At 42.7% G+C, this 14,559-nt stretch carries 10 protein-coding genes; 2 read left to right on the top strand and 8 right to left on the bottom strand.

What is annotated here, in order from left to right; genetic code table 11:
• Positions 1-109: 109 nt before the first annotated feature.
• On the bottom strand, positions 110-733 hold the full coding sequence (locus AC1XUD_RS24885; protein ID WP_483363754.1) for a recombinase family protein: 624 nt from the start codon (positions 731-733) through the stop codon (positions 110-112).
• A gap of 851 nt (positions 734-1,584) precedes the next feature.
• Between AC1XUD_RS24885 and AC1XUD_RS24880 the strand changes: the two genes are divergently transcribed.
• Complete coding sequence (locus tag AC1XUD_RS24880; RefSeq protein ID WP_483363753.1) at positions 1,585-1,842, top strand: hypothetical protein; 258 nt, start codon at positions 1,585-1,587, stop codon at positions 1,840-1,842.
• 84 nt (positions 1,843-1,926) lie between these two features.
• Here AC1XUD_RS24880 and AC1XUD_RS24875 read toward each other — a convergent pair whose 3' ends face one another.
• From AC1XUD_RS24875 to AC1XUD_RS24865, 3 genes are all read right to left on the bottom strand, one after another.
• Complete coding sequence (locus AC1XUD_RS24875; RefSeq protein WP_483363752.1) at positions 1,927-3,219, bottom strand: 5-methylcytosine restriction system specificity protein McrC; 1,293 nt, start codon at positions 3,217-3,219, stop codon at positions 1,927-1,929.
• Positions 3,212-5,167, bottom strand: a complete 1,956-nt coding sequence (locus AC1XUD_RS24870) for an AAA family ATPase (protein WP_483363751.1) — start codon at positions 5,165-5,167, stop codon at positions 3,212-3,214. Before AC1XUD_RS24870 ends, AC1XUD_RS24875 begins: the two co-directional genes overlap by 8 nt.
• A gap of 73 nt (positions 5,168-5,240) precedes the next feature.
• Positions 5,241-8,330: a type I restriction endonuclease subunit R gene (locus AC1XUD_RS24865; protein ID WP_483363750.1), complete on the bottom strand. Its 3,090-nt coding sequence runs from the start codon at positions 8,328-8,330 to the stop codon at positions 5,241-5,243.
• Positions 8,331-8,374: 44 nt separating this feature from the next.
• Between AC1XUD_RS24865 and AC1XUD_RS24860 the strand changes: the two genes are divergently transcribed.
• Positions 8,375-8,560, top strand: coding sequence for a hypothetical protein (locus AC1XUD_RS24860; protein ID WP_483363749.1), 186 nt, complete (start codon positions 8,375-8,377; stop codon positions 8,558-8,560).
• Here AC1XUD_RS24860 and AC1XUD_RS24855 read toward each other — a convergent pair.
• The 4 genes from AC1XUD_RS24855 to AC1XUD_RS24840 all read right to left on the bottom strand — a co-directional run bounded on the left by AC1XUD_RS24855 (position 8,531) and on the right by AC1XUD_RS24840 (position 14,523).
• A complete protein-coding gene (locus tag AC1XUD_RS24855; protein ID WP_483363748.1) occupies positions 8,531-9,133 on the bottom strand; it encodes a Fic/DOC family protein in 603 nt (200 codons plus the stop codon). The genes AC1XUD_RS24860 and AC1XUD_RS24855 overlap by 30 nt on opposite strands.
• Positions 9,134-9,304: 171 nt before the next feature.
• Positions 9,305-10,846 carry an ATP-binding protein gene (locus tag AC1XUD_RS24850; protein ID WP_483363747.1) on the bottom strand — a complete coding sequence of 514 codons (1,542 nt, stop codon included), beginning with the start codon at positions 10,844-10,846 and terminating at the stop codon, positions 9,305-9,307.
• Positions 10,847-10,890: 44 nt separating this feature from the next.
• Positions 10,891-12,120, bottom strand: a complete 1,230-nt coding sequence (locus AC1XUD_RS24845; protein ID WP_483363746.1) for a restriction endonuclease subunit S — start codon at positions 12,118-12,120, stop codon at positions 10,891-10,893.
• A 57-nt stretch (positions 12,121-12,177) separates the two neighbouring features.
• A complete protein-coding gene (locus AC1XUD_RS24840) occupies positions 12,178-14,523 on the bottom strand; it encodes a type I restriction-modification system subunit M (protein ID WP_483363745.1) in 2,346 nt (781 codons plus the stop codon).
• Positions 14,524-14,559 lie beyond the last annotated feature (36 nt).

The raw sequence follows: 14,559 nt of genomic DNA, 5'->3' as shown, positions 1-14,559 counted from the left end.
GGTTCTCTCATTTAATCAGCAATCCTCCAAATTTGGAAAAAAGCGCCCTTCGCGTTAGCTAAGGTGTTAAGGACTAGCTCTGTCAACGATCACTCATATCTAATATACGCTAAACACCGCTTTCTGAACTTTTGTAATTTTTCGACCTTGTCCATCCCTCAATGTCAATACCCTCGTGCCTTAAATAATTGTAAAGCGTTGTTTTACTTCCAATCTTTAATTGCTCGCAAATTTGATTGGTAGTGTATTTTTTACTCAAATACAAAGTTGCTGCTAAGCCAGCAAGCTCCTTTGACTTCTTGGTCAGTCCTTTAGGTCGCCCCCCTACTCTTCCACGCGCCCTTGCAGCTTCCATTCCTGCCAAAGTACGCTCCATCAATATTTCTCTCTCGTTTTCAGCAAATACTAAGCTAAGCATGTACCATAGCCTACCCATTTTGGTAGAAGTGTCAATACCCTCCGAAATACTCCGGAAGTCCACGCCCATTTCCTTCCATTCAACCATCAGCTTGATCAACTCATAAGTTGTCCGACCCAGGCGGTCAATTCTCCATACAACTATAACGTCCCCTTTCCGAAGCTCCGAAATCATCCTCATATATTCCGGCCTTTGCGTAGAAGCACCGGAAATCTTTTCATGATAAATTTTTTCACAACCTGCTTTCTTAAGAGCATCAAATTGCAGATCCTGGTTCTGCTCAGTCTTCGAAACCCTTATGTATCCAATCACCATTCTGAATAGTACAGTTTAACGTGTCAGTTGGCAATATACAGTAATTTGTTTTGGTGTACCACTAAAATGTAATTTGAAATTGGCAAAAAGCGCCTTTTCATGAACTAAAAGGGAAGAAAAATCCTGGTGCCTGAGAGTACAGAAATACCACAGTTTGAATGTACCCTACTGTGCAAAATATTTATGTTAAAATAGTGCAAGACAATTCTGAAGTTTACACCAAATGGGAAAAGAGATTGAGAGGTCCGAGAGTACGGAAAAACCACCGATTCATGAACAATTAAAGTATCAAATTATATGCACATTTCTCGATGCTAGCATTTAACCCTGTCAGATCAAAATACTGCGGCTACTTCATTAGCTTCTCAATGTCCTTCCTGTTACTTCCCCTCCCGTCCATGACCATTGTTATTTAGATTGTTGTTAATTATATACGAATCCATCATTTAACGACACATCCGTAACATAATTGACGTAAAACTCTCGTAATCTGTCACAATTCTTGCCATTACGACACGTTTAGCACGCATTTGTCGTAATGTGTCGTAATGAACAAAACACATTTCATTATATCTCAAGAACTTGACTTAATAATAAAGGCTCTCGAACGATTCCCACAATATGCACAGGAGAATTTGCAAAGACTACTGATTGACTTGTCATGGAATTCAAGCCGTTCCCTACCCTCAGCCTTTTGATGATGTAAATAAACGGGTTTCGCGTCTTGCTACCAATATTCCGCTGAATAAACACAATCTAGCCCCATTGGTATTTGTTGACGTTCCCGACCAACTTTATGTGCAGGGACTTGTTGGGGATTTATGAGCTGAACCAAATTGAACTGTTTAAAGATGTCTTTCTTTGGGCATACGAGCGGTCTGCTTTACGATATGCCGCTGTCATTGGGAGAGCCCGATTTATTTCGTCTTCAACACCGGGAAGAGGTCCGGCCTCTTGGCTCTGGAATTGTTTCTAGTACCATGTCCCAGGTAGAAGCATTGCGAATCATTCGTGATACCGCCCAAAAATTACCTGAAACCGATCAAACAAGATTTATTGAGACTGTTGATACAGAACTTCTATCAATGCATGAGGGGAACTACGCCTGATACAGGGTCAGCCCGTTACAGTATTCGCGCTGGAAAGAAGTTTGGGGGAAATAGGCCGTTGTAAATTTACCAGAGCAGCAAAATCTACTGCGAGTGCCCTTCCTTTATGGAAGCCGGAAGCACAGGTAGAGTAATACCTATTTTGTAAAAACCCATGTAATCTTTGATCGGAGCTAAACGGATTTCATCGGGCAATGCATCATATCCATTTTCTTGGTCAGGGTAAATGATCAAACAATCAATAAGTAGGTTATCAGGAATACTTAGGGTTTGGTAAACCTTTTTCAATCGTGCATAACCGCTTACCTGCCGAATGTCCAAATGATCTGCGCGGGAAGCGTATCGCGGCTTATATTTTGCGTCGACCACCATCTTATATCGTTCTGAATTTAATAGAAAATCCAATTTGCTGCCCCTGTTGCCAAATTGATAACTGATCGCGTTCGGATGCGGGAAGCGATCTTTAAATAGTCCCAGTACATACAATTCGAAAAGCTTGCTCATATCGATCCAGAAAGGTGGCGTCCTGACCACGGCACTCCATTCGGTATTTGAAATATTGTAGCCAAATCTTCTCAGAATCAGCCGTGCCAGGGCAAGTGCCTCCGAATATTCTTTATAAAAAGCATTTGTTTGGCTGTGCTTCATTTCTTCCAGATTCACATCGACATTCACCGCTTCGAACGCCGGCACAATATAATTGAGCATATCCTGTACAAGCTCCGAGGAGTGATCCATTTTAAAAGCGAGCCAATGGCGTTGAACAAAATTAAGGGCCTTTTTCAGAATTCGATTTTCGAGGCTGTTTACCCCGAATTCATCAAAGGTGCATAAAGTGTACAGCGGTTTATTTTTGGAGATATTTTGCTTCATAGTCTGTGCCACCATCACCTTACCTTTTACTCGTGCGTGCAGGTTACTCCCTACTTTGTAGTACGACTTTTTTAGTCCTTTTCTAACAATTTCCGTCATCACACGCAGAAACTGCGCAATGAGAAGCGGGGTGAGCAAATCCAGTTGCTGCGGTATTTCGATGTAGGGTGCATCAAACCTGATTTCAAATAATTCGTCGGTATAGTTAGAAACATCAGGATGCTTCAACCCCGAAAAGAGCATTTTTAAGTAATCCGTCTGGCCGCTATTCTTGTTGAGCTTAGGCTCAACATAAAGTGCCGTCTCATTTTCTACCACCCAGTCGACACCTACGAAATATGAAAGCTTGCAGTGATATCCCGCTTCGTCTCGGGTAATCGTGTAGCAATTTTGATCGTCCTTCCTTTTGAGAAAATCGTATTTGTAAACGCCAGCGGGTACCAACGGGAGCTGCACTGCCACTTTTCCATCAAAATGCTCAAAATGAGTAAGCAGCTTAAACATGCAGGGCAGCAATTTTTTCTTCGGCCATTGACATTAACAAGCCATCCTTTACATATTCTTTTAATAAAGGTAATATTTCATATTTGAGTCGGATCTCCATCTCCGCGACCACTTCATGATCGTTTTGCTTGTCAGACATGAAGTAACTGTGACCAATCCATACATCGTCCGGGCGAAAGTCCGATGCCAGATACACAGATCTAAGAGGCCTTGGATTTTGCCAGTCCATCGAGTCGTAATTTTTCACAAACAATTCCGAAACCTGTCTGAAAAGATTTTTCGCTATCGGATGAATTGGAAACTCCGATGGGAGGATATCTACAAAGGCAAACCTACGGCGAATTGCGTAATCGATGTGGCCAACACTCCGGTCCGCAGTGTTCATGGTGCCGATGACGTAAAAATTGGGCGGCAGTCTCAAGCTTCTGTAACCGTCAATATCGTACATACTCGAAACAGATTCATCCCGGTACTCCAACGCGTAAATCAGCTCTCCAAGAACTGCCGGCAGGTTAGCTCTATTGATCTCATCTATGATAAGGACATATTTACGTTCCCTCACCACGCCGGCGGAATAAACGGGTTCATTCGGCAGGAATTCTTCCAGTTTCTGCAGCATCTTAAAATCATAACTAGCGTGCTGCCTCGCTCTACCCGACAATGCCTTATCGCCCTTAATGTCCTGTCTGCTTTTTGCCCCGCTGGCAAAGGCCGTTGTCAGGTCAGAGAATTTCATCCGTTGCCCATTTTCAACTGCCCACGAATCTCCAGAATATCTGAAGGCATCATCATCTACCTGAAAAATTGCCACTTTCTCATTGATTTTGTATTTCCCATCCCTGTCGATAGTATCCTGAACATGCTCTGCAAAAAGCTTAATCTGTTCCTTTATCCAGATTTCTTTTGAGAGAAGGGCATTGTCTTTACGGGAGTCCAGATAATTTTCCAGCGCCTGTCCAGCGAAATCGGCCAATATTTTATTTTCTGTTATATATTCCACATTTGCCCCGTTGCTTTTGACAGTAATTCCCCGCACAAAATCTTCGTAACTATAAGCAGGATGGAACTGAATGAGTTTGATTTGTTCATTTTCAGAAGATTCGGTCCCTTTCTTTAAGAGGTATTTGGCAACTGCATTAGGATACGCCTCCGAGCCTTTCTCTAAAAAGCTTTCATTGCTCAGGCTTTGTAGTACACGCTCGTATTTAAAGGACACGTTGCCATCCTGAGGCGACTTAGTGCTGATTGTCTGACTGCCCAGTGCTGTAATAGTGATAAATTGCTCGTTATAAGGGATCGTTTCTCCTATATATAGACCTGCTTTGATGTCGTCGGCGGTCAGAACCATACCCTCTTTGTTTTGCCCGAGCCCGACCAATGCCCTAGCTATCTGCTTCGCTGTAAAGGTCTTGCCCGTTCCTGGAGGCCCTTGTAGAATTATTTGTTTTTTGTATTCTAATAGATTGATAATATCCGACACACCCGCTGTCGGACTAGGTATTGATAGTTGTTCTTTTAATTCAAAAAAAAGCGGGGTTGTGTTATCGATTTCCTGTAATTTTTGCCAGCCGAAGTCCGCAGATACTTCTTTGACTGTTCCGTATGTGCCGCCGGCAATAGTATCCGCTTGTATTCCGTGTAAGGATACGCCATCCTCAATCATTTCTGGATTTTTGAAAAACCATCGTTCCACATCAGTAGACAAATTCCAGTCTTCGATATCTGTTATTCGGTTCCCAACTGATTTTCCATAAGCAATTAGCTTCCTCTCATATTTTAATAGTAATATGCTTCCAGCTTCAATTTTTTCGTAAACTCCTTTCTGCTTTGTGTCCTTATGAAGAATGAAGGCCGAATTATTTACAATCCGGCTAAGATTTTGTTTCGCATAGTCTTTTGTAGGATCTCCAACACTACAAACATAGAATTTAACCAAATTTTGCATCATAAAATATTCGTTACCAAGCTTTTGAAATTGAAGATTTGCTATTAGCCGTTAAAAATTAAGAGTTCTTTTCGGGTTAGACTGCGCCCAGCACCCGTTTCAACGAATCGATAAATGCCATTTTTGTTGCATCATCTTTTGAAATAGCCCGATACAGATCCAGCTCGTTCCGGCGCTGCTTGCCCATTACTTCTTCGAAAATGCGCCTGAAAGCCAGTTCACGGTTTTGAACGTCGGGATTATTCAGATACTTCTCTTCGTAGTCAGGGTGAACCTGCATGGATTTTGCCAGACTAACAAACTTTACACGCTGCTCCTCCGGCGTCGCTTCCCATCCTTGGAACCAGCGTTCATTGAAACTGTTGACAATCAAATCCAGCGCATCTTCTGTTGTTTCCGAACCATGAGCGCCACGTGGATTTGGATTTTGAGGTTCCAATTCTGTTTCTGAAGCATCTAGACCAATGGATGCGTTTAGTTTCACACGTTCGAGTCCGTATGTAGAAAGATCCACCGAATCCAACAGTTCGTCGTAGACAGTCTTCTCATCTGTTTTAATAGTAAGTTTTGGGATCAGGAACTTAAGGAACCAGAACAGCTTTTCCCAGGCAACGATTTCATAGGGAAGAATAGAAGCCATTTGCCCGTATATCTTCACAAACTGCTTGGCTAAAATCTTGATCTCAGCTTTACCATTATCGTCCAGTTCCAGGTCTGAGTTGAAGCGTTTGGCGACCACATCAATGATCACGCTCAATTGCTGCGCATCAACACCGGCAAAATATTTTTGAACAAAATCCTCAACTTCCGCCCATTCATATACGCCCGTATCATCCAATGTACTTTTGATATCATGCAGTACATTTACATCCGTTGCGGAGTTGAGCGTTGTAGACGTGTAGAAAGGATCAAATGCAACTTTAATTTCATCGGTCGAATTGAAAAAATCAAGCACAAACAAATCTTCCGTTTTCTTTCCCAAATGATCTGCTGAACGGTTTAACCGGCTCAGCGCCTGAACGGCCAGCACGCCTTGCAACTTTTTATCGACATACATCGCTGAGAGCTTTGGTTGATCGAAACCCGTCAGATATTTGTTCGCCACTACTAGCATACGATATTCGTCCATATTGAAATAACGGGCTATCTTGTCGCTAATGTAACCCGGATCTGATGGTTTAGCTGTATCGAGTGACGTCGGAAAATTGTTGATCGTGTCTTCGGTATATTCAATGCCATCCACTTCCTTTTTTCCCGAAAATGCGATGGCAATACTGAACGGATTTCCCCGGTCATTCAACAATTGCCTGAGAGCAAAGTAATACCTTACAGCCGACTCAATGCTCTGCGTGACCACCATCGCTTTGGCTTTGCCCTTCAATTTCTTAGTAGTAACAACCTTTGAAATAAAATGGTCCAGCATGATTTCCGCCTTAGTGCCAATTGTCTGTCGATGCTGTTCAACAAAGCCTTTCAATTTCTTTTGCGCCTTGGCAGTATCAAAAAGCGGATTATCCTCTATAGACTTTTCAATTTCATAGTAGCTGCGATAGGTAGTGTAATTGGCCAGCACGTCCAGAATAAATCCTTCTTCAATCGCCTGCTTCATGGAGTACAAATGGAATGGACGGAAACCGCCACCTTCCTTTGGCACGCCAAACTTTTCGAGTGTGCTGTTTTTGGGCGTGGCCGTGAAAGCGAAGTAGGACGCATTGCCACGCATTTTGCGCGAGCACATTATTTCAATGATCTTATCCTGCGGATCTGGGTCTTCTTCTTCGTTTGATGAACTGCCCAGCGCACGGTTCATATTATCGGCCGCCGAGCCGCTCTGACTTCCATGAGCTTCATCAATAATCACAGCAAAACGCTTATCGCTCAAATCTGCAATCCCGTCCACGATAAACGGAAATTTCTGAATCGTGGTGATGATGATTCGCTTGCCGCTTTCGAGGCTATCTTTCAGTTCCTTCGACGAATAAGCCGGAGCGACGATGTTTTTTACTTCCGAAAACTCGCGGATATTTTCACGCAGCTGCTTGTCGAGCAGTCGTCGGTCGGTCACCACAATTACTGAATCGAATAGCGGATTTTCAATTCCTTTTGCTCCTGGAACCTGGTCGTTTTCCGGGTAGGTTTCTATCAACTGATAAGCCGCCCAGGTGATTGAGTTAGATTTTCCTGAACCTGCTGAATGTTGGATTAGATAACTCTTCCCAACACCGTATCGACTGGCATCAGCAATCAGTTTTCTGACCACATCCATTTGATGATAGCGCGGAAAATACAAACGTTTTTTCGTCAAAGGATCGGTATCCTTACCATCAAAACGGACGAAATGCTGCATGATGTTGGCCACACTCTGGCGTGTCAATACTTCATTCCACAGATATGCCGTTTTGTGCCCGAATGGATTAGGAGGATTGCCTTTGCCAAAATCGTCGCCCAAGTTAAATGGCAGAAAGAAAGTGTTCTTTCCATCCAGCTTCGTAGTCATATAGGCTTCATCCGTATCCACTGCGAAATGCACCAGGCATCGGCCGAAGTTCAGTAGAGGCTGGGTGATATCCCGTTCATTTTTATATTGGTTTTGCCCATGAAACTTGGCATTTTGCCCTGTCCAGTGGTTTTTAAGCTCCATTGTTGCAAATGGTAAACCGTTTACAAACAGCACCATATCAATTTCCTCGCCCGGCTTGGTAAGCGAATAACGAACCTGACGGGTTACGCTAAACTGGTTGCTTTCAAAATTCTGTTTTATTGCCTCACTACTGCTAGCAAGTGGCAGCACATATAGGAATGTAAAATGCGCGTCCTCCACATCCAATCCTTTGCGCAGAATGCGAATGATGCCATTCTTTTTTAGCATACGATCCAGCCGTTCCAGTATTTTGAGTTTCCAGTCACTTTGCTTTTGCAACTTGGCCAGCTCGTCTTTTTGGGTAGTTTTCAAAAAATCCCACAGCCTCACCTCATCCACCGCATAACGTGAATTGAAATCACTTGGTAAGCCCAGATAATATCCCTGACCACTTCTATACAACTGCTTGCGTTCTTCGCAGGATGGAACAGAGGAAATAGCCTTCAAATGTTCTTCGAGCGTTGACCCGGTTAGCTTTTTTTCAATGGCAGATTCGAGGGCGGCTTCGTTGGTTTGGCTGGGCATTAGGAGGTTTTATAAATTACTAAAATTAGGTTACATTTGAAAGTATGAAATTATTTGAAAAATATTCCAAACTGCGCCAGAAGGCATATGTTACATCCATGGTCACCGATGTGGTGAGCGGTAGCATGGCGTTGGAAAATCAGGAAGTTCCCCAGCCGCAGGTACAGGCAATTGTCATTGCGCTGCTACGTGAAGCAGAACTAAAAGGCCGTGAGTTCACTAAGAATTAAATTAGTAAGCTCTTGAACATTGCCTCCGTCCGCTTTTCGTAAGGCATCAATATACTCTTTTCTCGCTTCCCCTTCTCTGTGATACAATTGTACTGGTTCAAATCCTTTTAGCATCGCCGCCGCATTCAGAAGTAAGCGGGCGGTGCGTCCGTTTCCATTATTGAAAGGATGAATCCATACAAAGCGATGATGTAAATAGGCTAATAGCTCGGCGATTTCAGCCTTTTCCTTTACAAATTTCAATCTATAATTTACGTCATCTGCATACTGATACATCAAATTAGGCACTTGTGATGGATGAGGTGGAGTTAACTTTCCAACCTGAACTTCTATTGTCCTCCATTTTCCAGCCCATTCATACAATTCACCAAAAGCACTTCGATGAATGTTCAGAATCAGGCTGATATCAAACTCTGCTTCCTCGTCCAATTCCTGAATCATGATTTCAGATTTAGCAATACCACTAGCCTCATATAAATTCAAAAGATCCTTGTCTGCGATATTTAGCAGATTTTCGTCAATTGATGGCGTATAATTTGTTCCGTCTGCCATGTTGTTTGAACTTTGATCCATTTTTTTGATTGCTATGATTATCAGCAAGTAATCAGGCGTCGAGTGTCAACCTTTCCCTCCTGAGGTGTCAACCTTATCGTTTGGAGGTGTCAACCTTACTCGTCGAAGTATCAACCTTACGTTGTAGAACTGTCAACCTTTTGTATTTGTAGTGTCAACCTTTCCAAAACGTTAAATGCTCGCCCGGCTTGCAACAATAAAGTCTCTCATCAAATCCACCGAGTCAGTAAGCTGTTGAAAGGTATATCTTGTGTTGTTGGCATTCTCAGGATGGTGAATTTGATGTCTTATATACTCTGTCAATATTACGGAAGTCGGACCGACCGTACCGTTTCTAAATACCTTATTGTAAGTAACAGTTTGTTTCCCAAATCTATAAGCACCAAGGAGCTCCTCCGCTTCAATATATCCGTAAAGCTCATTATGATACTCTTCTGTTAGATCTCTGAATGCGATATAGTTAATCTCGTTTAAAGATGGATACGGTAATTGATGAGGTGCTATACTTTCAATACATTTGTTTCCACCTGCATCGACTGAAACCAATCTCAAATTACCAAAATCGAGTCCTTTCACAATTGTGCAACTATGGGTCGTGAGTAACACCTGTGTGTTGGCCGCACTAGCTAATTGCTTGAAAGCCCTGATCAGCATTTTCTGATGATCAGTATGCTGAGACGTCTCAGGTTCCTCAATAGCGTAAATTATTGATCGCGAGTTGCCTTGCCGTTGTCTTCGCTCTGCCTCCGCTCGAAAAAAATTCAATAATACAAGCCGTTTGATCCCACTCCCTCTTTTATTGATTGGAATATTCTCGTCACCAGTTATGGATACTGATTTAAATACATCAACCCATTTAAGAGCGCTGGCGGGCGGAATTACTGGCTTCAACGACGACGCTACTTCCGGATTCATTTCCCTTAACTTTTCCAAAGTGCTATTGGAAACATCTATCAGCCGTTGCTCAACACGCTCAGCGACATCTGCCAGCAAAGCTGTAATCGCGGCATCTGCCATGATCTGTTTTACAGCTTCTTTAAGTGGATCTTGTACTTCACTGTCGCTATCGCTGTTCTTTCTGTCTGACTGGAATAGTGTGTAGAGCGGCAAATATGTTTGCAGCTTTTCCCAAATATCTTTCGTATCCCCCTTGGTTACGTCAAGCTCAATCTCTCCAAGTTGCAAGTCTTCGGCAAAGTGATTCCAAATAGCCGATCGCATCTCCGCATTTACCGATTGATTCGAGCATTCTATGTCGTTGTCTTTGATTATCTTCTTTAACTCTGCGTTCTTCCTGACTAACAAATCAGCACAAGTTGAATTATTAGGGTGGTCTGCATTAATAAATATTTTGGCAGCTCCGGTGTGAGGATATCTCTTGATCACTTCTAAACACCCATTAGCGTTAACCAAGTATTCGCCTTCAAGCGTTGTTTCGTTGGTACTGTCAATCACCACCGAAGTAGGCAAATCATCAAAGATCACGGCAATTGATATATTACTATCTCCAGCGGCTAGTGCAGTCTTGTTTACATCGTCTTTGTCAAGTTTTACAACACCTTTACCATCGTTGAAGAAAATATCGAGAGCTTCCAGCACGGTGGACTTGCCAATATCGTTTTTTCCGATGAGTACCGTCAAGTCATCGAAGTCAATGCAGGTTTCGTTGTAATAACCCCGGAAGTTTTTGAGACGTAGAGATTTAATGCGCATTTTAAAGAAAGTTTTATGGAGGGTTTGTAATTATTAGCTAATTTTTAGGCGACCTTTATCTTCCCCGTCACCGCACTATTGGTCAAAGTCGATTTGTACTCCTTCAACTTTTCAATTTCTTTTTGTTTCAGCGAAACGGCGGTGGCGATTTTTTCACTTATATCACTCAGCTTCTTAGCAATTTCTATTTGTTCCAAAACAGGTGGTAAAGTAATGTACATATTTCTTACTTCGTCTTGATTGATATTTGGATCGATTCTTGTTCCCTTCGCATTTATCATCCAATACTGTCTGCAAAATTTTACATAATAATACACAAACTCAGGATGTGTCTTTTTAGACGGTAAAATCCCACAAAGCGCCTGGTTTAGCGTTGCTTCAAATCTTAAAATGGAGTGTTTTCCTATTGTTCCAGGGCCGCCATACATAGCAACACAAACAGTATTTTTGGGAACTAACTTACAGGCTGTCTCTCTTAACGCCTTGCTCGTGATCTTTTCGGGCACAGTAAAAAGTTCGTCATTATTTAGATCCATAGTCCTTACCCACGGAATATGACCATCATAATAGTCCTTCAAATTTCCGCTTGGCGGTGTTCCACCACTGGTAGTTTGCCCTATTTTTTTTATTTGAGTTAAAAACCAATGCTCCGGAATCTCCCCAATCCATTCAACCCCACTATCCTTCATCTTCACACCCGGATCCAACCCACGCGTTACGGCATTGTGAATGAGTATTTGCCTGCGTTCTTTGAGTAATTCTATTTGTTTTTCTTTGATGGAAATGGCCTGGTCAATTTGGGCCGTTTTGCGATCGAGGAAGTTGGCGATGGCGGTTTGTTCGGCGAGGGAGGGAAAAACAAGCTCACAATTTGCTATATGAGCGAAACTCAACGTTTGCCTAACACCAGAACCTAAGGTCTTCATAAATGCTACATCGAAGATATGAAGCAGCCATTTGTAGTATTGTTTATCTAGTTTAAACTGCGCGTCCAGTACTATATAACCTGAACTTACCACAACATCAATTTCAGACAACGCTATCCGTAAGCTTATTAAGTCATAGTTTAAATTTAACGGATTAATCAAAAAGTCGCCCCTCAGTACAACTTGATAAGATTTTTTGGTAGATTCTGGAATTTTTTCGTCGTCTTTGTAGACAACTTTACCGAAACTTATTGAGCCACAGTTTAAGTTGACATTTGTCGTTTTCTTCTTTTCGAGAAACAATCGTTTGAACTTAGTAATTTCCCAATGATTGGGAATATCTCCCAACCAGTCAACGCCTGAATCTTTATATACCTCGTATTGGCCTTCTATTTCTGTCACGGTTCAAAAGTTTAAAATATCGTGAATCAATCCATCGCTTTCCGCTTCCAAAGCCAAGATATCTTTTGCCACCTCTTCAATACTTCTCAAAGGCTTGTGACGGTAGAAATACTTGTTGAAACTGATCTCGTAACCGATCTTGGTAGCGTCGAGCGTAATCCAGGCTTCTTCAACGTGGGGTTTTACTTCGTGTAAAAAGTATTCGTATATATTCTCTTTGAGCGGCACATTTTCCGTATCCCGCAAATCACTTTCTGTTTCATATTGCAGGTATTCGCCTTTTTTGTTGGTTAGAAAATATCCATAATCAGCCAGTTGGTCTTCCGTACAATCCAGATAATCCAATAGCTTTTCCAGTTTCTCACCTGTAAGTTTGGTGATCCCTTTCACCACTTTTTCAGCCGAGGGATCATACCAGCTCACGGCATTCAGGATTGCGTTCTTTTCAGAGGCAGTTAGCTTGGCACCTTGCTTTTTAAGGACGCTGTCTACCTTGTCTTTAAAAATGTTAAAGTCGTTGAATTCTGCTGTACCCATCGCTGCCAGCAATGCTGTCGCGCTATTTAACAGGTCCAATTGCTTTTGCCAGGTCTCTTTGCTGGTGAGTGATTTGGTTTGTTTAGCATTGAGATTCAGGTCATTTTTTTCACAATAATCCAAAATCGCTTTTTCATGCGCCGCCAGATTGGTATACACTTCTTCGCCAAATTCGGCATATGCCCACGTCATAGGCTCGCGCAAGGATTTTTCAAAACGCAAATCTGCAATACGTCCTTCGGTAAACTGCGCTTTCAGGCGTTTGGGCCGGTCGATGGTCACTTTGTAATAGCCAAAGTCTGCATTCTCAAAAATCTGCGAAGCAATGCCGTCGTCGCCCTCCCGCTCAATCGCTTCAAGGCTGGTATATACCTGCACGATTTCCTTAATATGTTCAGGAGCAAATTCACAGTTTTTATTGCCCAGGTTTTTACGAAGCTTTCGGTAAAGCTGTCCAGCGTCGATCAACTGAACTTTCCCACGGCGATGTGGCGCTTTGTTGTTGCTTAAAATCCAGATATAAGTTGTGATTCCAGTATTGTAAAACAAGTTGTTTGGCAACTGTACGATAGCTTCCAGCCAGTCATTTTCAATGATATACCGGCGAATGTTGCTTTCTCCGCCACCGGCATCACCAGTAAACAAGCTCGAACCGTTGTGAACAGAAGCAATTCGTGAGCCGGATTGACTTTTCTCCTTCGATTTCATTTTCGAAACCATTTCCATCAGGAATAGCAATTGTCCGTCCGATGAACGTGGCGTGGCGTCTGCATCATCCTCCCCACCCCAATAATCTTTGAGTTTGATCTGAAAACGTAGATCAATAATATCCTTGCCGTCTTTGATATACTTCTGTTCACTCGCCCAGGATTTACCATACGGCGGGTTCGACAGCATAAAATCGAAACTCGTTCCGGCAAACTCGTCCGTTGAAAGCGTAGAGCCTACCCGGATATTTTCCGGATTGTTGCCCTTAATCATCATATCCGACTTGCAAATCGCATACGTTTCATCATTGATCTCCTTGCCATACAGATACACATCACCTTTGGCACGTATCTCGCCTTCTTCATCTTTGATGAAATTCTGAGATTCCGTGAGCATACCACCGCTTCCGCAAGCCGGATCGTAAATCGTCATCACAGGCGGCAGGTTGTCTTTGATCGGATCAAAAATGATATGCGTCATCAGATCAATCACTTCACGCGGCGTAAAGTGCTCTCCCGCTTCCTCATTATTATCCTCATTGAATTTCCGGATCAGCTCTTCAAAAACATAGCCCATGCCGAGATTGGAAAGCGGCTGTAACTTGCGACCATCCGGATCCACCTTTTCAAAAGGCGTGAGGTTGATATAAGACGAAGTGAATTTTTCAAGTACGTTCAGCAGCACGTCCTTGCTCGCCATATGCCTTACCTGGCTTTTTAGCTTAAACTTGTCGATAATCTCTTTGACGTTCGAACTGAAACCATTGAGATATTCTTCGAAATTCCCTTGCAATATCTGTTGGCTGTTGGTGGCGGTACTGTGCAACCGCTGCAAAGTCCAGGGGCTTGTATTATAAAACACATAGCCGGAAGCCTGCGTTAGACCATTCTCATCCCATTCCGTAAAACCCGCTTCGTCTTTTTGAAACGCAAGCTCTTCCATCACCGCATCTTTGGTTGGTTCAAGCAGGGCGTCCAACCGCCTCAATACCACCATCGGAAGGATTACATCGCGGTATTTTCCGCGCACATATACATCCCGCAAACAATCGTCAGCGATGGACCAGATAAAAGAGACAAGCTTGTTGTGTACTGCGTTATTCATAAGATATTGTAAATCTGAGGACTGAGCCGTTTAGAT

The sequence above is a fragment of the Dyadobacter sp. HNCC25DJ184 genome (assembly GCF_056895215.1).
The sequence above is the reverse complement of the archived record's forward strand: the minus strand, read 5'-3'. Positions and strand labels throughout refer to the sequence as shown.

Bases quoted from the DNA above. Each gene is read 5' to 3' on its own strand.
- AC1XUD_RS24870 (WP_483363751.1), bottom strand. From the start codon at position 5,167: ATGATGCAAAATTTGGTTAAATTCTATGTTTGTAGTGTTGGAGATCCT.
- AC1XUD_RS24840 (WP_483363745.1), bottom strand. From the start codon at position 14,523: ATGAATAACGCAGTACACAACAAGCTTGTCTCTTTTATCTGGTCCATC.
- AC1XUD_RS24850 (WP_483363747.1), bottom strand. From the start codon at position 10,846: ATGCGCATTAAATCTCTACGTCTCAAAAACTTCCGGGGTTATTACAAC.
- AC1XUD_RS24865 (WP_483363750.1), bottom strand. From the start codon at position 8,330: ATGCCCAGCCAAACCAACGAAGCCGCCCTCGAATCTGCCATTGAAAAA.
- AC1XUD_RS24855 (WP_483363748.1), bottom strand. From the start codon at position 9,133: ATGGATCAAAGTTCAAACAACATGGCAGACGGAACAAATTATACGCCA.
- AC1XUD_RS24875 (WP_483363752.1), bottom strand. From the start codon at position 3,219: ATGTTTAAGCTGCTTACTCATTTTGAGCATTTTGATGGAAAAGTGGCA.
- AC1XUD_RS24885 (WP_483363754.1), bottom strand. From the start codon at position 733: ATGGTGATTGGATACATAAGGGTTTCGAAGACTGAGCAGAACCAGGAT.
- AC1XUD_RS24860 (WP_483363749.1), top strand. From the start codon at position 8,375: ATGAAATTATTTGAAAAATATTCCAAACTGCGCCAGAAGGCATATGTT.
- AC1XUD_RS24880 (WP_483363753.1), top strand. From the start codon at position 1,585: ATGTCTTTCTTTGGGCATACGAGCGGTCTGCTTTACGATATGCCGCTG.